This window comes from Pyxidicoccus trucidator, from assembly GCF_010894435.1.
In the GTDB taxonomy this organism is placed as follows: Bacteria; Myxococcota; Myxococcia; order Myxococcales; family Myxococcaceae; genus Myxococcus; species Myxococcus trucidator.
Genome location: NZ_JAAIXZ010000014.1, coordinates 228228 through 245412 on the forward strand (window position 1 = coordinate 228228; position 17185 = coordinate 245412).

The 17185-nt window shown below is 71.7% G+C and carries 15 protein-coding genes; 8 read left to right on the forward strand and 7 right to left on the reverse strand.

Annotated elements, in window-relative coordinates:
* Window positions 1-43 precede the first annotated feature (43 nt).
* Window positions 44-1864, reverse strand: coding sequence for a GAF domain-containing sensor histidine kinase (locus G4D85_RS33625; protein ID WP_164018157.1), 1821 nt, complete (start codon window positions 1862-1864; stop codon window positions 44-46).
* A 277-nt stretch (window positions 1865-2141) separates the two neighbouring features.
* Between G4D85_RS33625 and G4D85_RS33630 the strand changes: the two genes are divergently transcribed.
* Window positions 2142-2543, forward strand: a complete 402-nt coding sequence (locus tag G4D85_RS33630; protein ID WP_164018158.1) for a hypothetical protein — start codon at window positions 2142-2144, stop codon at window positions 2541-2543.
* A gap of 25 nt (window positions 2544-2568) precedes the next feature.
* On the forward strand, window positions 2569-2913 hold the full coding sequence (locus G4D85_RS33635; protein WP_164018159.1) for a hypothetical protein: 345 nt from the start codon (window positions 2569-2571) through the stop codon (window positions 2911-2913).
* A 22-nt stretch (window positions 2914-2935) separates the two neighbouring features.
* Here the strand turns inward: G4D85_RS33635 and G4D85_RS33640 are convergent, their stop codons facing one another.
* Entirely contained in the window at window positions 2936-3568 is a 633-nt protein-coding gene (locus G4D85_RS33640) for a DUF2267 domain-containing protein (protein WP_164018160.1), read from the reverse strand.
* Between the two features lie 130 nt (window positions 3569-3698).
* Here G4D85_RS33640 and G4D85_RS33645 point away from each other — a divergent pair, with 130 nt between their 5' ends.
* The gene (locus G4D85_RS33645) at window positions 3699-5072 is read left to right on the forward strand and encodes a hypothetical protein (protein WP_240359650.1); all 1374 of its coding nucleotides are present in this window, start codon (window positions 3699-3701) and stop codon (window positions 5070-5072) included.
* Window positions 5073-5209: 137 nt separating this feature from the next.
* Window positions 5210-5836, forward strand: a complete 627-nt coding sequence (locus tag G4D85_RS33650) for a YdeI/OmpD-associated family protein (RefSeq protein ID WP_164018161.1) — start codon at window positions 5210-5212, stop codon at window positions 5834-5836.
* 19 nt (window positions 5837-5855) lie between these two features.
* Here the strand turns inward: G4D85_RS33650 and G4D85_RS33655 are convergent, their stop codons facing one another.
* From G4D85_RS33655 to G4D85_RS33675, 5 genes are read right to left on the reverse strand one after another with little or no spacing between them, the layout of a single operon-like run.
* Window positions 5856-6992: an ABC transporter permease gene (locus G4D85_RS33655; protein WP_164018162.1), complete on the reverse strand. Its 1137-nt coding sequence runs from the start codon at window positions 6990-6992 to the stop codon at window positions 5856-5858.
* A gap of 16 nt (window positions 6993-7008) precedes the next feature.
* Window positions 7009-8139 carry an ABC transporter permease gene (locus tag G4D85_RS33660; protein WP_164018163.1) on the reverse strand — a complete coding sequence of 377 codons (1131 nt, stop codon included), beginning with the start codon at window positions 8137-8139 and terminating at the stop codon, window positions 7009-7011.
* Between the two features lie 6 nt (window positions 8140-8145).
* On the reverse strand, window positions 8146-9084 hold the full coding sequence (locus G4D85_RS33665) for an ABC transporter ATP-binding protein (protein ID WP_164018164.1): 939 nt from the start codon (window positions 9082-9084) through the stop codon (window positions 8146-8148).
* On the reverse strand, window positions 9081-9854 hold the full coding sequence (locus tag G4D85_RS33670) for an ABC transporter ATP-binding protein (protein ID WP_164018165.1): 774 nt from the start codon (window positions 9852-9854) through the stop codon (window positions 9081-9083). The genes G4D85_RS33665 and G4D85_RS33670 overlap by 4 nt, the downstream gene beginning before the upstream one ends.
* A complete protein-coding gene (locus tag G4D85_RS33675; protein WP_164018166.1) occupies window positions 9854-10915 on the reverse strand; it encodes an HlyD family secretion protein in 1062 nt (353 codons plus the stop codon). The genes G4D85_RS33670 and G4D85_RS33675 overlap by 1 nt, the downstream gene beginning before the upstream one ends.
* Window positions 10916-11641: 726 nt before the next feature.
* On the opposite strand from G4D85_RS33675, the gene G4D85_RS33680 reads away from it, so the two are divergent.
* The 4 genes from G4D85_RS33680 (at window position 11642) to G4D85_RS33695 (ending at window position 17170) form a co-directional block, all read left to right on the forward strand.
* Window positions 11642-12985, forward strand: a complete 1344-nt coding sequence (locus tag G4D85_RS33680) for a sensor histidine kinase (protein WP_164018167.1) — start codon at window positions 11642-11644, stop codon at window positions 12983-12985.
* Window positions 12975-14429 (forward strand): sigma-54-dependent transcriptional regulator, encoded by a 1455-nt coding sequence (locus G4D85_RS33685; protein ID WP_164018168.1) that lies wholly within the window; start codon window positions 12975-12977, stop codon window positions 14427-14429. Before G4D85_RS33680 ends, G4D85_RS33685 begins: the two co-directional genes overlap by 11 nt.
* 146 nt (window positions 14430-14575) lie before the next feature.
* Entirely contained in the window at window positions 14576-15091 is a 516-nt protein-coding gene (locus tag G4D85_RS33690) for a response regulator (protein WP_205525823.1), read from the forward strand.
* Between the two features lie 141 nt (window positions 15092-15232).
* Window positions 15233-17170 (forward strand): CocE/NonD family hydrolase, encoded by a 1938-nt coding sequence (locus G4D85_RS33695; protein WP_164018170.1) that lies wholly within the window; start codon window positions 15233-15235, stop codon window positions 17168-17170.
* Window positions 17171-17185: the final 15 nt, after the last annotated feature.

The window sequence follows — 17185 nt, forward strand, 5'->3', positions numbered from 1 at the left end:
ACGCCGCGCTCGCGCCACCCCGACACGGCGAGCCCGCCTGCCCTCAGTGAAGCAGCGGCCCGGGCACCGCCGCCGTCCGCCAGGGAAGCTCCACGGTGAAGATGGAGCCCTTCCCCGGCTCGCTGTGGACGGAGATGGTGCCGCCCATGCAGGAGAGAATCTCGCGGACGATCCACAGCCCCATCCCCAGGCCGCTGAAGTGCTGCTCGGAGACGGCGCGCTCGAAGCGCTCGAAGATGCGCGCCTGGTCCCGCTCGGCGATGCCGATGCCCTCGTCCCGCACGGAGAGCCTCGCGGCGTGCTCGTCTCCCGTCACCTGCACGGTGATGGGACGGCCCTGGCCGTACTTGACGGCGTTGGACAGGAGGTTGGTCATCACCTGCTCCAGCCGGAGCCGGTCCCACTGGCCGCGGAGGCTTCCCTCACTGCGCAGCACCAGCGTGCTGCCACTTCGCGCCAGCTCCTCACGGAAGCGCACGGACACGTCGCGGGCCACCTCCGACAGGTCCAGGTCCTCCGGGTGGAAGCGCAGGCGCCCCTCCCGGACGCGGGCGATGTCCAGCAGCTCGTCCACGAGGTGTATCAGCCGCTCCACCTGCCGCTCGACGACCTCCGCCTTGGCCATCACCCGCTCGGAGGCGTACGCCTGTCCCTCGCGGATGCGGCGCAGCAGGCTCTGTGACTGGAGCCGCAGCGTCATCAGCGGTGTGCGCAGCTCGTGCGCGGCGATGGAGAGGAACCTGTCCCTGCTGCGGACGGCGTCGACCAGCTCCTGGTTCAGCCGGGCGTTGTCCACCGCCAGCGCCACGCGGCGGGCGACGTCCCGCGCCAGCTCCACCTCCGTGTCACCGAGCCGGCGCGGAGGGACGGTGGTGAAGCCGATGGCGCCCAGCACCCGGCCCCGGCCCACGAGCGTCAGGCGGATGGAGGAGCCCGCGGCGTCTCCCAGCCGGAGGTGGCCCTCCACCGACGGAGAGCCGCCGGTGTCGGGCGCGTAGAGGGCCGGGGGCTCGGAGACGCCTCGCAGGCGCTGCTCTTCCTGGAGGTCGACGTGGGCCACCGCCTCGCGCTGGAGCCGGCCGTCTTCCTGGAGGAGGTCGAGGACGCAGCCATCCGCCACCAGGGGGACGGACAGGCGCACGGCCAGGGTGAGCGCGCGGCCCAGGTCGGCCTCCTCGGCGAGCGCGCCGCTCAGCTCCGCCAGCAGGGCGAAGCGCTGGCGCGCGGCGTCCGCCTCCACGCGCGCGGCCTCCGCGGCCCGGGCCTGGCCTTCCAGCTCGCGGGTGGCGCGCAGCTCTATCTCCGTCATCACCGAGGCCGCCAGGTCCTTGAGGATGCCCAGCTCCTCGTCCTTCCAGTCACGCGGCTTCGTGTCGATGGCGCACAGGGTGCCGAGAATCTCGCCGGACGGAGTCTTCAGCGGGTAGCCCGCATAGGCGACCACGTTGAGCTGATCCACGGCGAGGTTCTCCTTCAGCACCGGATGCTCGCGGGCGTCGTTGATGACGAGCGGCTGTCCGGTGGCCACCACGTGGATGCAGAAGGAGTAGGTGAGGGGCGTCTGCCGGACGTCGCACCACGGAGGCGGCAGGCCGACGCAGCTCTTGAAGAACTGCCTGTCCCTGTCCACCAGGGTGACGAGCGATACGGGCACATGGAGCGTCCGCGTCGTCAGGCGGGCGAGCCGGTCGAAGGCTTCCTCGGAGGGGGTATCCAGCAAGGCCGTGCGCCGCAGCGCCTCCATCCGGCGCTGGCGGCTGATGATGTGCTGGAGCTCGAGCAGCTCGCGTTCCATCCGAGTGGGCGCCTGCTGACGCGGGTCTTCAGGGGCTCCGCCCTCGAACGAGCCGTTCTCTGGGTGCATGCCGACCATGGTCGCCTCCCCCGGGCGAAGGGCAGTGCCTCCCGCTCCTCCTTCATGGTGGCCACCGTGGCGCCGGGTTGCCCGGTGCGCGCTCCGGAAGCGGACGCCCCGAAAGCCCTGGTGGAGTGCGGAGCTACCCCACGAGAACCCGGCCGCCCGGGGCAAAACGGGGAAGGAGAGCTAGAATCCAAGAAAATGATAAACCTGCATTGACCTACTTCCAGGTAGGGCTGTACACGTTTCCCGCCGTCGATTCATTCCAAGGAGACGAGTCGCCATGAGCCTCAAGCGAAGCGCCGTCGTGTTGGGAGTGTCGGGACTGCTGGCCATCCTGCCCGGCTGTGGAAGCGAGCCCGTCGAGCCGGTGGAGCCCGCCGCGAGCACGGCGGAGGACGGGCCGGATGAGCGGGGCGGCACGGTCAACCAGATGGTCTACACGGACCACGCCATCGTCACCTGTTCGAGCGCGACGATGTACGGCAACTACTCGACGACGTCGGGGCCGCAGGACCCGATTCGCGTGCTCGGCTACGGCGACAAGGTCGGCATCCGGCGGGATGCTGGCACTGCCTCCTGGGCCGTCATCCTGGACTACGGGCCGGACGACTGGGGCTACCTGCTGCGCTCGTGCATGACCCGTTGCAGCGGCCCCAACAACCCCATCGCCGGCTGCTTCTGAGCCCACCGCGCACAAGGAGGACACGATGACGATCGAGACTCCCGAGGTGGCTCTCCGTGACACCGCGCCGCTCGAGCACCGGCGCGCGCTGCTGCCGCTTCTGGCGCGCGTGGCCCTGGTCGCGCTCTGCGCGGTGGGCGCGTGGCAGGCGTTCAAGGTGACTCCGGCGTGGGCCGGGACGCGGCTGACGGTGTGCGCGCAGGACCTGTACGTCCGCGACGCGCCAGCGGGCATCTTCATCGGCACGCTGTACCAGGGGCAGACGATGGAGGTGACGAAGTACTCGCCGAGTGGCGAGTGGGCCTATGGCTTCGCCTATGGCCACGTGAACAAGTGGGGCTGGGTGCAGAACGGCTGGTTCTGCCGGTAGCCGCACGGGGCCGCGCGTGGCGTCAGTCCTCGTCGTCGCCGCGCGCGAGCCGTGCCCCCGGATGCCCGGTCGCCAGCGTCTCGTGCTCGCGCTCCTGCGTGAGCCCCGACGTGCTGGAGAGCTTCGTGTCCTCGTGCGGGTTGTCGGACCTCGCCACCGAGTGCGTGTGTGCCCGCTCGGGCCGCGCCTCGGACAGCGGGTGCTGGCTGCCTGGCCGGCCCCCGGACAGGGTGTGACGGCGGGCGGGGTCGAGGTGGACGTACTCGAACCGCTCCCGGGACTCGCGGGGGGTGAACAGGGCGCCAAGTGGCCCGGGCAGGTCCTCGTGGAGCCGGTGCAGCGCCGCCTCGGAGAGCGCCTCGGCCAGCACCTGGCAGACGACGCCCGTGTGCTCCACGGCGAAGCCCCGGCGGACGTGCTCCCGCCCCGCGACGCGCACGTACAGCTCCGTGAGGTCGAAGTCCTGGCCGTGCGCTCCGCTCCTCAGCATTCCGGTGATGGGAGCGGGGAGGTCCTCGGCGAGCACCTGGAGCTCGCCCCGGGTGAGCCGCGCGCCCACGACTTCGAGCACGGCACGCGCCGTCCGGGCGGCCTCATCGATGCTCGACAGCCCCGTGCGCTCGGTGACCCGGGACAGGAATTCGTCGTGCGTCATCGTCCTCTCCCCGTGGGTTGAGCGGCCAGTTCCACCCCAAGTCTGTGCACGGGGCCGCCCCCGCGTGGACCTTCCGCCTCCCCGGCCCCGGGAGGAGCAGGGAAGGGCCTCGTGATACCGTCCCGGTCCGATGGCTCCACGCGAAGCTCCCCCTTCTCCGCGCCCCGTCTCACGAGGGCGCCGCATCCTCGCCACCTCGCTCTGCCTCGTCCTCCTGGCTGGACTGGGAGGCTGCCGCAAGTCGGACGCCGAGCGGGCCGCCGAGGAGCGGGCGGAGATCGACAAGAAGCTCCGGGACTCGTACGCGCTGGTGCCATACCGCGCGCTGAAGCTGACCTTGCGCGCCGAGGGCGAGCCGAACGCGCCCGAGGAGATTGCCACGCTCTGGAAGGTCCTCGCCGAGACGCGGGCGCTGCCCGAGAAGGCCGTCACGGACGAGGAGACGCGCCGCATGGCAAGGGCGTATCTGGATTTGGGCGTTGCCTTCTACAAGGCGAAGAAGACGCTGGAGAAGCGCGACGAGGACGAGTTCCCCCTGCTGTGGAACCGCTGGCTGCCAGAAGCGGCGCCACCCTTCCCGGGGTACGACGCGGGGCAGGAGCACGCCGTCCTCGCCGCCGTGTGGGTGGTCCTCGACAACGCCGACCGGGGCAACCGCGTCCCCGCGTCGGACCTGGTGTTCTACGAGCTGTCGCGCGCGAGGGCCCAGCCCTCGTGGCCGCCGAGCCTGCGCGTGGCCGTGCAGGCCAACCGCGGCCTGGCCTTCTGCGGGGCCGGCTACCACTACGCGGCCGAGGAGGAGCTGAACGCCTTCCTCGCCGACGCGGAGGCTCTGCCCGTGGACGCCTTCCCCGCGTATCAGGGCACCACGCCCGAGCAGTCCCGCGAGACGCTGCTCGCCGCCGGCTACTTCCTGCGCGCGTGGAACCGCATGGGGCTCAAGCGCGAGCGCGCCGCCGAGGACGACATCGAGCGCGGCCTGCGCTCGCTGGAGAAGCTGGGCATCGAGAACGAGCTGACGTGGTGGGGCTGGGCCTTCATCCACTTCCGCCGCGAGCGTTACGAGGAGTCCGCGAAGTACCTCGACAAGCTCGCGGCCAGCCCGTTCCTCGGGGAGACCGAGCGCCAGGAGGTCCGCGCCAGCGCGGAGGAGATGCGCAAGCACGGCGACAAGCTCCCCGTCTTCCTGCAGGCGCGCGCGGCCGTCATCCTGGCCCAGGCGCTCATCGCCCGCGCCGGTGGGCCGGAGAAGATCCTCGTCACCGTGCTGGGCCCGGAGCGGGCGAAGCAGGTCTACGCGCCCATCGTCTGGATGGACCGGGTGCGCCAGGGCGTCGGCGCCGTCTCGCTGGACAAGGTCGCGAGCGGGGCCGGGGACACGCTGGACGTCGCGAAGGAGGCGGGAGGAAAGGGGCTCGACGCGGCGAAGGAGGCGGGCAGCAAGGGGCTGGAGGCGCTGAAGAAGAAGCTGGGCAGCGGCTCGGCGGAGCCCGCTCCCCGCTGACGGGCCACCGGCGGCCACGCCCGGACTGGCGTGGCCGCGGCGGTGACGTGCTTCGCGCCCTTCATGTAGGGGATGCTGGACTGGTGGTGCGTCGGTGCACCGTGCTATCCGACCGCCCCCGCCAGGAGCCCGACGACATGCCCGCGACGAAGAAGGCCCCCGAGAAGAAGGCCGTGGTGAAGAAGGCGCCCGCGAAGGAGCTTCCCATCGTCCCGTTTGAGAGCCAGCGCGCGTGGGAGACGTGGCTCGCCGCCAACCATGCGTCGTCTCGCGGCGTGTGGCTGAAGCTCGCGAAGAAGTCCACGGGCGTCGCGTCGGTCACCTACCCGGAGGCGCTGGACGTGGCGCTCGCGTGGGGGTGGATCGACGGGCAGAAGGGGAGCTTCGACGACGCGTGGTGGCTCCAGAAGTTCACGCCGCGCGGGGCGAAGAGCGTCTGGTCCAAGGTGAACCGCGAGAAGGTGCAGGCCCTCGTCGACGCGGGGAAGATGCAGCCCTCCGGGCTCGCGGTGGTGGAGAGCGCGAAGCAGGACGGGCGCTGGGAGGCGGCCTACGACTCACAGAGCAAGGCCACCGTGCCCGAGGACCTGGCCACGGCCCTCGCCGCCAACGCCCGTGCCTCGGCGTACTTCGCCACGCTCAACGCCGCCAACCGCTACGCCATCCTGTGGCGTGTCCACACGGCGAAGAAGGCGGAGACCCGGGCCCGGCGCATCGCGGACTTCGTGGAGATGCTCGCCCGGAACGAGAAGCTGCACCCCTGAGGCGCGCCGGAGCAGCCCCTCACGCCGTCGTCTTGCGGAACCGGCGCGAGGCCACCGTCATCATCACCGTGCCGAAGACGGCCAGCAGCAGGACCTGGAGCCACAGGTCCGCCAGGCCCGCGCTCTTGAGCAGCGTGCCGCGCAGCACCTCCACGTAGTAGCGGACCGGGTTGAAGTACGTGATCCACGCCAGCCAGTCCGGCATGGCGCGGATGGGCGTCATGACTCCCGACAGCAGCACCGCCGGGAGCATGAAGAGGAAGCCTCCGACGAAGGCCTGCTGCTGCGTGCGGCTCAGCGTGGCGATGACGAGCCCCACGCCCAGCGTGGACAGCAGGTAGAGCAGGGTGGCCAGCGCCACCAGCCCCAGGTTGCCCCGCAGCGGCACGCCGAACACCCAGGCCCCCACGCTCAGCGCGAGCCCCACGTCCACCAGGCCAATCAGGACGAACGGCGTCACCTTGCCCGCCATCAGCACTCCGGGCCGCAGGGGCGTCACCTGGAGCTGCTCCAGCGTGCCGCTCTCACGCTCGCGCGCCAGCCCCATGGCCATGATGATGGTGGTCACCACGAGCAGCAGCATCGCCGCGATGCCCGGCACCACGTACACCGCCGTGGCCAGCTCCGGGTTGTAGAGGACGCGCGGCACCAGCTCCACCGCCTGACGGGGTGGCGTCTCTCCTCGTGCCAGGGCCTCCGCCCGCATCTTCCCGACTGCCTGCTGCACCGCGTGCCGCGCTACCGCGTCCGCCGCCACCCCCGAGCGCACCGGGTCCGAGCCGTCCACCAGCGCCTGCACCTCGGCCCCCGTGCCGCGCAGCACGTCCTCCTGGAAGTCGGGAGGGAACACCAGCGCCACGGACGCCTCGCCACGCTCCACGAGCGCCTGCGCGGCGCGCTCGTCCCGGACCTCTGCCTTCAAGTCCAGCGTGTCCCCGGCCAGCAGCGTGCGCGCGTACTCCCGGCTGCTCGAAGACCCGTCCCGGTCCACCACCGCCGTGGGCACGTGGCGCACGTCGAAGTTCACCGCGAAGCCCAGGACGAAGAGCTGGACGAGGGGCGCCAGCGTCAGCAGCGCCATGACGCGCTTGTCGCGCGCCGTCTGCCGCACCTCCTTCACCACCACGGCGCGGTACTGCACGAACAGTGGATGCATGGCTCCAGCCCTCCCTTCAGTCCAGCCGCCGGTGGAAGCGGCGCGTGGCCACCGTCAGCATGAAGGCCGCGAACAGCGCCAGCGCCACCAGTTGCGGCCACAGCACGTCCAGGCCATTGCCCCGCAGCAGCACTCCACGCAGCGTGCTCACGAAGTAGCGCGCCGGAATCAGCATGCTGATGAACCGCAGCGGCGGGGGCAGGTTTTCAATGGGGAAGATGAAGCCCGACAGCAGCATGGACGGCAGCACGGACGTCATCGTCGCCACCTGCGTGGCCACCACCTGGTTGCGCGTCACCACGGAGATGAGCAGCCCCTGGCCCAGCATGCCCACCAGGAACAGCAGCGCTCCCAGCCCCAGCGCCACCACGCTGCCGCGCACCGGCACGTCGAACACCCACGTGCCCACGGTGATGACGAGCAGCACCTGGAGGATGCCGATGCCGAGGTACGGCAGCAGCTTGCCCACCACAATCTCCAGCCGCCCCACGGGCGTGGCGAAGAGCTGCTCCATGGAGCCGCGCTCCCACTCGCGGGCCACGGTGAGCGCGGTGATGAGCACCGCGACAATCGCCAGCAGGTACGCCGCCAGCCCCGGCACCAGGAACAGCGCGGAGCGCCCGTTCGGGTTGAACAGCGTCCGTATCCGCACCTCCAGCGGAGGCGCCCTCGGAGCCGAGCCCGTGAGCTTCCGGCCCGCCATTTCCACCAGCGCCTGGGCCTTGGCCAGCGCCTGCGTGGCGGTGTTCGCGTCCGAGCCATCCATCAGCAGCTGCACCTGGGCCCCGCCGCGCGCCACGTCCTCCGCGAAGCCCTTCGGCACCACCAGCACCGCCACCGCGCTCCCGCGCCGCAGCTCGCGCAGCGCGCCTTCGGGCGAGGTGCCCTCTGACTGGAGGACGAACTCCTCGGACGCCGTTACGAGGCGCACCAGCTCGCGGGACTGCTCGGTCCGGTCCTGGTCCACCACCGCCAGCCCCAGGTGGTCCACGTCGAAGCTGATGCCGAAGCCGAAGAGCACCAGCAACAGCACCGGCATGGCCAGCGCCAGGTAGAGGGTGCGGATGTCCCGGCGGATGTGCAGCACCTCCTTGCCCGCCATGGCGAGGATGCGGCCCACCGTACGTCGCAGGTGTGAAGAGGCCATGGCGGTTCAGTCCCCCCCTCGCTGGGCCCCGGCCGTGAGCGCCAGGAAGACGTCGTCCAGCGTGGGCGCGGACTCCTCCACCTCCAGCGGGTCCACTCCGCGCGCCCGCAGCCAGCGCTCCAGCGCCTCCGGGGGCAGCCGCTCCGGGTCCACCCGCACCGTCGCCCCCGAGCCGAAGCGGCTCACGTCCAGCACGCCGGGCTCGCCGCGCAGCGCGTCCAGCGCGGGTGCCAGGTGGGGGCCTCGCACCTCCAACACCCGGCCCGGCGCGTGCGTGCGCTTCAGCCCGTCCGGCGTGTCCAGCGCCACCAGCTTCCCGTCCACCATGATGCCGATGCGGGCGCAGTACTCCGCCTCGTCCATGTAGTGCGTGGTGACGAAGACGGTGGTGCCGCCCGCGGCCAGCTCGCGGATGAGGGCCCAGAAGGAGCGGCGCTGAATCGGGTCCACGCCCGCGGTGGGCTCGTCCAGGAAGACGATGCGCGGCCGGTGCATCACCGAGCTGGCCAGCGCCACGCGCTGCTGCATGCCTCCCGGCAGTGAGCCCGTCACTTCATCCTGGATGCCGGTGAGCTGCATCCGCTCCAGCAGCTCGCTGATGCGCCGCTCCAGCTCTCGGCCATGGGCGCCGTACGCCGAGGCGAAGAACTCCAGGTTGGCGCGGACCGTCAGGTCCAGGTACAGCGAGAAGCGCTGGGACATGTAGCCGATGCCCGCCTTCACACGCTCCGACTCGCTTTCCACGTCGTGGCCCGCGACCCGCGCGTGGCCGCCCGTGGGCTTCAGCAGCCCGCACAGCATGCGGATGGTGGTGGACTTGCCGGCGCCATTCGCCCCCAGGTAGCCGAAGATTTCGCCGGCCCCCACGGTGAAGCTCACGTCGTTCACCGCGGTGAAGGCGCCGAAGCGCCGCGTCAGGTGCTCCACCTCGATGGCCGCGCTCATGCGGCCCTCCCGCCGTTGCGCCGCTCGACGAGGGCCAGGAACACCGCCTCGAAGTTGGACGCCGCCACGCCGTGCTGGCGCGTCAGCTCCCGGGGGCCGCCCTCGGCGATGAGCTCACCCGCGTACAGCAGCCCCACGCGGTGGCAGCGCGCCGCCTCGTCCATGTACGGCGTGGACACCACCAGCGTCATGCCGTCGTGGACCAGGGTGTAGAGCAGCTCCCACAGCTCGCGGCGGCTCACCGGGTCCACGCCGTTGGTGGGCTCGTCCAGCAGCAGCACGCGCGGCCGGTGGAGCAGGGCACACGCCAGCGCCAGCTTCTTGTACATGCCGCCCGACAGCGCGTCCGCCCGCCGCTCCGTGAAGCGTCCCAGCCGGGTGATGTCCAGCAGCCGCTCCCGCCGCTCGGCGAAGTCCTCCTTCGACAGGCCGAACAGGCGCGCGAAGAAGCGGAGGTTCTCATCCACGCTCAGGTCTCCGTAGAGCGTGTTCCGCTGCGGCACCAGGCCCAGTCCCTCTCGCACCTGGGTGCGGGGGTGGGTCGGGTCCTCGCCCAGCATCCGCACGTGGCCCGCGTCCGGGCGCAGCAGGCCCGACATCAGCCGGATGGCCGTCGTCTTCCCCGCGCCGTCCGGGCCCACCAGGCCGTATACCTCGCCCCGGGCTACCGCCAGCGACACGCCCCGCAGGGCCTGGGTGGCGCCGAAGCTCCGCCGGACGTCCTCGAGCGCGACGTCCGGGAGCGCGTCCCCTCCAGGCGCCGCGCCCATCACCGCTGCTCCGCGACGGCCCGCGTGGACGCGTCGCTCAGGGAGATTTCCACCGGCATGCCCGGGAGCAGCAGCCCGTCGGGCGCGTCGATGTGCACCTCGACGGGGTACACGAGCCGGTCCCTGTCGCTGCGCGTCTGCACGTTGCGAGGAGTGAAGGCCGCCTCGCGCGCCACGGTGACGACGCGGGCGGGGAAGGTGCGGTCCGGGTACGCGTCCGCGCGCACCGTGGCCTCCTGGCCGGGCCAGGCCGAGGCCAGCTCCGCGTTGGGCAGGTAGAAGGTGGCCTTGGGCCGGCGCGTGTCCACCAGCCGCGCCACCACCGCGCCCGGCAGGGCCAGCTCGCCCGGCTCCAGCACCAGCGTCTCCACCGTGCCCGACATGGGCGCGTGCAGCTCGCACTCCGACACGGAGATGCGAGCGCGGCGCAGCGTGGCCTCGGCGGCCTCCACCGAGCGGCGGGCGGACTCGGCCTGCTGCTGGCTCGCGCGCTCCTGCTCCACGGCGGCGCGGGCCTGGCGCCCGGCGGCCGTGCTGGAGTGCCGGGCGGCGGTGAGCTGCTGCTCCAGCGACGCGGCCTGGGCGCGCGCGTGGTCCAGCGCCGCCTCCGTGGTCGCCGTCCCCAGCTTTTCCATACGGTCCGCCTGCCGCTGCGCGAGCCCCTGCTGGTCCGCCAGCGAGGCAATCTGCGCCTGGCTGCCGGTGGCCTGCGCGGCGACGGCCTCGCTGTTGCGGCCGGCGGCCAGGGCGCCGGCCCGCGCCGCGTCCGCTTGCGCTCGGGCCATGGCCAGCCGTGCCTCCGTCTCCGCGAGGCCCGCCTCCTGCTCGGTGCAGTCCAGGGTGACGAGCAGCGCTCCCTTGTCCACCCGGGCGCCTTCCTCCACGTGCCGCGCCACCACGCGGGCGTTGATGCGGGCGCGCACATCCACCGCCGTACCCTCCACCACGCCCGAGCCCCCGGACGGCCCCTCCGCGGCCCGGCGGTCTCTCAGGATGCGGAAGCCCAGCAGGGCGCCGAGCGCGCCCACCAGGACCACGAACAACACGACGGCACGTCGCATGAACTCTCCCCTCGAAGCCGCGGCACGTCGCGCGGTGACGGAAGGGGCCCATCGCAAGGGCCATGCCGTGCCCGCCCTCCGTCTGAGCAGGGGCCCGGGTGTCGGATGCCCACGCGTTGCCCCTGTCGGAAACCCGGCACCCCCGTCGGAAGGCCGGCGGGGGTCCGTCCGGCGCGCTCCCTTCCCCGGCTCACCTCCACCGGCCGGTGTCCCCCTCCGAAGGAAACCTGCACATGGACCGGGCGCGGGGCTGCTTCATGAGAGGGAGCGGGTCTTTCGCTACCGCTTCTTCATGCTTCTTCACGGCCCGTGGCGAGGACGGCGTGGCACCTTGCGCTCGGCCTCTTCAGAGGAAGAAGGGTCACCCCGCTGATGGCCGGAGCCGGTGGCACCGTCATTGCTCAGCGAGTCGTGCGTCACATCCCGTGCGCACCCGAGGAAGGGGAAGACACCCCCATGCTGCTCGACATGTACCTGTTCTTCTGTCTGCCGTTCCCGACGCCGGTGCGCGCCGCTCCCAGGGCGTCGCCACGTCCACGGGGGGGCTCCGGACGAAGGGCGGCCTCCAACAACCGGGCGCCTTCCCGTCAGGGGGAGGGCGGGGGCGGGCAGGCCGGCAAGGGGACGGGCGGGAAGCGGCGCTCGGCACGCCCTGTGCTGAAGGTCATCGAAGGAGGCCGCGCGGGCGTACCATGAGCCGCGAGGCGTGAGTAGAAGGGGCGGTCCATGGACTCGCGGACGCGGCGCAGCTTCGACGACATCCAGCTCAAGCACATCAGCCGCATCTTCGGCCGCATGGTGGTGCTGCGCGCGTACGTGGGCGGCGTGCTGATGGTGGTCGTGGCGGGGATGGCGGCGATGGACGCGGCGCCGTGGCGGCTGACCTGGCTGAGCGTGCAGGTGGCGGCCGCCCTCACGTTCTTCTTCTACGAGCTGCGCCGCTATCGCCGCGAGGGCGTCACGGCGCGCAGCGTGCCCATCAACATGCTGTTGGGCACGCTGTTCCAGCAGCTCCTGGTGACGGGGACGGGGGGGCTCGCCAGCCCGCTCCTACCGATGGTCCTTCCCCTGGCCTTCGTGAGCGCTACCGTTCTGCCCCGGGTCTGGCACCTGCGGCTGTTCGCCGTGGAGCTCGCGGCGCTGACGTTGATGGCGGCCCCCCAGCTCGCGGGCTGGCTGCCCATGCTCCCACTTTCCTTCCTGGGAGAACCCTCCCGGCCCATGATGTTCGCCATCGCGGGGGCGATGCTCCTGTTCATCCTCATGATCAACGCGGTGGGCGTCGCCGTCCGCACCACCTTCGATGACATGCTCGGCGACGCGCTCGCGCAGCGGGACGAGCTGCTGGCCACGCACCGCACGTACGCGCGCGCGCTGGAGGCCATGTCGGGCGAAATCGCCCATGAGCTGAAGAACCCGCTGGCCACCGTGAAGGGGCTCACCCAGCTCATGGTGCGCGAGGCCGGCCGGGCCCAGCCCACCGAGCGCCTGGAGGTCCTGTCGAGCGAGGTGGTGCGCATGCAGGGCATCCTGGAGGAGTTCCTCAACTTCTCCCGGCCCCTCGTCCCGCTGTCGGTGAGCGCGGTCGACCTGGCGGCGCTGTGCGACGAGGCGCTGGTGCTGCACGAGGGGCTCGCCGCCCAGGGTGACGTCCGGCTGGAGCGCGTGGGGCAGGGCCCGGTGAACGCGGTCTGCGACCCGCGCAAGGTGAAGCAGGTGGTGATGAACCTGCTCCACAACTCCATCGAGGCCAGCCCTCCGGGTGGACGGGTGGTGCTGGAGGTGGGCGCCACGCCCTCGGGCGAGGCACGGGTGTCCGTGATTGACCAGGGGCCGGGCCTGCCGCCGCAGGTGGCCGGGCGTGCCTTCGAGGCTGGCGTCACCACCAAGGCCAAGGGCTCCGGGCTGGGGCTGACGGTGGCACGCGCGCTGGCGCGCCAGCACGGCGGAGACGTCACCCTGGAGAACGGAACGAAGGGCGGGTGTGTGGCGGAGCTGGTGCTGCCCCGGGAGCTGTCCGCGGAGACGCTGGCGCCCGTGCGCTCGCGCGAGGTGGCCCATGCCGGTTGAGCCTGACGCCGCGCGGGAGTCCCTCGCCGTGCTGGTGGTGGATGACGACGCCGGGGTGCGCTTCACGCTGCGCGAGACGCTCCGGAGCCTGCCGGGCGTCACGGTGGACGTGGCCGAGGACGGCGAGGTGGCGCTGACGAAGCTGGCGGCGCGGCCGTACGAGCTGGTCATCACCGACCTGCGCATGCCTCGCGTCGACGGAATGGAGCTGGTGAGGCGGCTGCACGGGCAACCCCGGGCGCCGCGGGTCATCGTCGTCACCGCGCATGGCTCGGAGCGCTTCGCGGTGGAGGCGGTGAAGGCGGGGGCCTACGACTACTTCCGCAAGCCCTTCGACGTGGACGAGCTGCTGGCCGTGGTCACCCGCGCGCTGGAGGCGGTGCGGCTGCGGGACGAGAACGAGCGGCTCGCGGGCGAGCTGAACCTGTCCCGCTCGCTGGTGTTCGTCTCGGAGCCCATGAGGCGCCTGGCGCAGCTCGTCCAGCGCGCGGGCTCGCGGGACGTGACGGTGCTGATTACGGGCGAGAGCGGCACGGGCAAGGAGCGGGTGGCGGAGGCGCTGGTGCGGGCCTCGCCGCGCGCGGACCGGCCCTACCTGCGCTTCAACTGCGCGGCGCTCACGGAGGAGCTGGCGGAGGCGGAGCTGTTCGGCCATTCCAAGGGGGCGTTCACCGGCGCCCACCGCGTGCGGCAGGGCCTCTTCCGCGAGGCGGACGGCGGCACGCTGCTGCTGGACGAGGTGGGAGAGCTGGCCCCGCCGCTCCAGGCCAAGCTGCTGCGCGTGCTGCAGGAAGGCGAGGTGCGGCCCGTGGGTGAGGACCGGCCCGTCAAGGTGGACGTGCGAATCCTCGCGGCCACGCACAGGGACTTGCGCCGCCGGGCCGCGGAGGGAACGTTCCGCGAGGACCTCTACTACCGCCTCAACGTGGTGCAGCTCCGGGTGCCGCCGCTGCGCGAGCGCCCCGAGGACATCCCCGTCCTGGCCCGCATGTTCCTGGACCGCTTCGCCGGCCGCTTCCACACCGGGCCCCTCAAGGTGCCCGAGGGCTTCTTCGACACGCTCCGCGCCCTCCCGTGGCCGGGCAACGTGCGCGAGCTGGAGAACTCGCTGGAGAGCCTCGTGGCCCTCTCCAGCGAAGGGGAGCTGGACCTGGGCCTGCTGCCCGTAGCCGACGCGCCGGCCCCTGGCACCACGGAAGGGGGGAGCCCGGCGGGAGGCTTCGCCCTGAATGCGGGCTCCGGTGGCGAGGCACAGGACGGCGCGCCCGGCGCCGGGCTCAAGGAGCGCGTGGAGGCGTACGAGCGGGGCCTCATCCTGGATGCGCTGCGCCTCGCCGGGGGCAACCGGAGCGAGGCCTCGCGGCGGCTGGGCATCGGCCGGGCCACGCTGCACGACAAGCTGCGCAAGTACGGGCTGGACGGGGCTCCGGACGAGGGCGGGTAGGGCGCCCGGCGTGGGCAGGCCCGCGCGCCCCGTGAAGTGTCGTCTTCCCGGCAACGCGCCGGGGTTGTCGTCGGTGGGGGATGCTGGAAGCGGCGCGGATCCGGTCATCCTTGCGCGGAGTGCCCGCGCCCATCCGTTCGAGACCCGTGCCCGAGACAACGTCCCCACGCCCCTCCTCCGCGCAGGTGAGCATCCTGCTCGTCGACGACCTTCCCGCGAACCTGTTCGCGCTGGAGTGCATCCTCGCCCCCACGGGGTACCGGCTGGTCCGCGCCGCCTCCGGACAGGAGGCACTCCGCCGCGTGCTGGACGAGGACTTCGCGGCCATCCTCCTGGACCTGCGCCTGGGGGACATGACGGGCGCCGAGGTGCTGTCGCTGCTGCGCGAGCGGGAGCGCAGCCGACGCATCCCCGTCATGCTCCTCTCCGGCGTGGACGGAGACGACCCGGGGCTGCAGGCGGCCTTTGCCAGAGGCGCGGTGGACTACCTGCGCAAGCCCCTGGATTCCGAGGTGCTGCGCGCGAAGGTGGCCCTGCTCGTGGAGCTGTCCCAAACCCGGGAAGCCCTGCGGCGGCAGGAGCAACGTGTGCGCGAGCTCACCTCCCAGCTCCAAGAGGCCCGACGCGAGCTCCAGTCTTCGAAGGGACTGCCTCCGGAGTGAGCCGCACGGCGCGCCGCGCCGCGCGGTTTCACGGAGTCGGGAACAAACGTCCGGGTCGGGGGTTTCGGGGCGCCACGGAGCCGGAGCTTCCGGCGCCGCACAGGTTCCCCCAGAATGTCGCCCTCTCCCCCAGGAGCGTGCATGCACTCCGTGTCCCGCAGCCTCGCGGCACTCCTGCTGTTCTCCTTCGCCGGCCCGGCGCTGGCGCAGACGGCAGCCCCGGCCCCGAAGGCGCCCTACGGTTGGTCCTCCGAGCGCGCCGAGCGCGTCCGCTCGCGCTTCACCAAGTTCGAGTACCGCATCCCCATGCGGGACGGCACGCGGCTGTTCACCGCGGTCTACGTCCCGGTCGACGCGGCCCCGGGCAAGCGCTACCCCATCCTCATGGTGCGCACGCCCTACACCGTGGCGCCGTACGGGACGGACCGGTACCCGAGCGCGCTGGCGCCCACCGAGGCCTTCGAGAAGGAGGGCTTCATCTTCGTGTTCCAGGACGTGCGCGGCCGCCACATGTCCGAGGGCGAGTTCGTCAACGTGCGCCCGCACAACCCGAAGAAGGCCGGGCCGAAGGACATCGACGAGAGCACCGACACGTTCGACACCATCGACTGGCTGGTGAAGCGCGTGCCGAACAACAACGGCCGCGTGGGGCAGTGGGGCATCTCCTATCCCGGCTTCTACACGTCCGCGGGCGCCATCGACTCGCACCCGGCGCTCAAGGCGGTGTCTCCCCAGGCTCCCATCGCGGACTGGTTCTGGGACGACATGCACCGGCACGGGGCCTTCAACCTGTCGCTCGCGTTCAACTTCTTCTCGGTGTTCGGCCAGCCCCGCCCGCAGCCCACGGACGCGGAGGAGTGGTCGCCGTATGACCTGGGCACGCCGGATGCCTACGACTTCTTCCTGGACCTGGGGCCGCTGCGCAACGCGGATACGAAGCACCTCAAGGGCGAGGTCTCCTTCTGGAAGGACGTTGTCGCGCACCCCAACTACGACGGCTTCTGGCAGGCGCGGAACTTGTTGCCGCACCTGAAGAACATCAAGGCGGCGGTGCTGACGGTGGGCGGCTGGTACGACACGGAGGACCTGTACGGGCCCCTGCGCACCTACGCGGCGATTGAGAAGCAGAACCCGGGCACGGCCAACACGCTCATCATGGGCCCGTGGCGGCACGGGGGCTGGCAGGGCACGGACGGCTCGGAGCTGGGCAACGCGGAGTTCGGCTTCAAGACGAGCGAGACGTACCAGGAGCTGGCGCTGACGTTCTTCAAGCACCACCTCAAGGGCGGGGACAAGCCGGACCTGGCGGAGGCGCTGATGTTCGAGACGGGCGCCAACCGCTGGCGGCGCTTCGACACGTGGCCTCCCAAGGGGCTGCGCGAGACGCGGCTCTACTTCCAGCCGAAGGGCGGCCTGACGTTCAAGGCGCCCACGGGCGCGGCGGCGTCCTTCGCCGAGTACGTGAGCGACCCGGCCAAGCCGGTGCCGTACACGCAGGAGGTGACGGCGGGCTGGAGCAAGGACTACATGACGGAGGACCAGCGCTTCGCGTCGCGCCGGCCGGACGTGCTGGTGTTCGAGACGGAGCCGCTGGAACGGGACATGACGGTGGCTGGCCCGCTGGAGGCGGAGCTGTGGGTGTCTACCACCGGCACGGACGCGGACTGGGTGGTGAAGCTGGTGGACGTGAATCCGGGCAAGCCGCGCGGGTGGAAGAAGGGCGACGCCGAGAAGGGGCTGAAGAACCGCGGCGCCCAGCAGACGCTGGTGCGCGGCGAGCCGTTCCGCGGTCGCTTCCGGGACAGCTACAGCGAGCCGAAGCCCTTCAAGCCGGGCGAGGTGACGAAGGTGCGCTTCGTCATCAACGACGTGTTCCACACCTTCCAGCGCGGGCACAAGGTGATGATCCACGTCCAGTCGAGCTGGTTCCCGTTCATCGACCGCAACCCGCAGACCTTCGTCCCCAACATCTTCGACGCGAAGGACGAGGACTTCACCCGGGCGTTCCACCGCGTCTACCACTCGGCGGCGCACCCCAGCGCCATCAAGGTCGGCGTGCTGCCCTCGGCGGACGAGTAGGGCGCACTGGCGAGG

What these genes read in the sequence shown, in the direction of transcription:
- G4D85_RS33625 (WP_164018157.1), bottom strand. Translation starts at nt 1,864, where the DNA reads ATGCACCCAGAGAACGGCTCGTTCGAGGGCGGAGCCCCTGAAGACCCG.
- G4D85_RS33630 (WP_164018158.1), top strand. Translation starts at nt 2,142, where the DNA reads ATGAGCCTCAAGCGAAGCGCCGTCGTGTTGGGAGTGTCGGGACTGCTG.
- G4D85_RS33635 (WP_164018159.1), top strand. Translation starts at nt 2,569, where the DNA reads ATGACGATCGAGACTCCCGAGGTGGCTCTCCGTGACACCGCGCCGCTC.
- G4D85_RS33640 (WP_164018160.1), bottom strand. Translation starts at nt 3,568, where the DNA reads ATGACGCACGACGAATTCCTGTCCCGGGTCACCGAGCGCACGGGGCTG.
- G4D85_RS33645 (WP_240359650.1), top strand. Translation starts at nt 3,699, where the DNA reads ATGGCTCCACGCGAAGCTCCCCCTTCTCCGCGCCCCGTCTCACGAGGG.
- G4D85_RS33650 (WP_164018161.1), top strand. Translation starts at nt 5,210, where the DNA reads ATGCCCGCGACGAAGAAGGCCCCCGAGAAGAAGGCCGTGGTGAAGAAG.
- G4D85_RS33655 (WP_164018162.1), bottom strand. Translation starts at nt 6,992, where the DNA reads ATGCATCCACTGTTCGTGCAGTACCGCGCCGTGGTGGTGAAGGAGGTG.
- G4D85_RS33660 (WP_164018163.1), bottom strand. Translation starts at nt 8,139, where the DNA reads ATGGCCTCTTCACACCTGCGACGTACGGTGGGCCGCATCCTCGCCATG.
- G4D85_RS33665 (WP_164018164.1), bottom strand. Translation starts at nt 9,084, where the DNA reads ATGAGCGCGGCCATCGAGGTGGAGCACCTGACGCGGCGCTTCGGCGCC.
- G4D85_RS33670 (WP_164018165.1), bottom strand. Translation starts at nt 9,854, where the DNA reads ATGGGCGCGGCGCCTGGAGGGGACGCGCTCCCGGACGTCGCGCTCGAG.
- G4D85_RS33675 (WP_164018166.1), bottom strand. Translation starts at nt 10,915, where the DNA reads ATGCGACGTGCCGTCGTGTTGTTCGTGGTCCTGGTGGGCGCGCTCGGC.
- G4D85_RS33680 (WP_164018167.1), top strand. Translation starts at nt 11,642, where the DNA reads ATGGACTCGCGGACGCGGCGCAGCTTCGACGACATCCAGCTCAAGCAC.
- G4D85_RS33685 (WP_164018168.1), top strand. Translation starts at nt 12,975, where the DNA reads ATGCCGGTTGAGCCTGACGCCGCGCGGGAGTCCCTCGCCGTGCTGGTG.
- G4D85_RS33695 (WP_164018170.1), top strand. Translation starts at nt 15,233, where the DNA reads ATGCACTCCGTGTCCCGCAGCCTCGCGGCACTCCTGCTGTTCTCCTTC.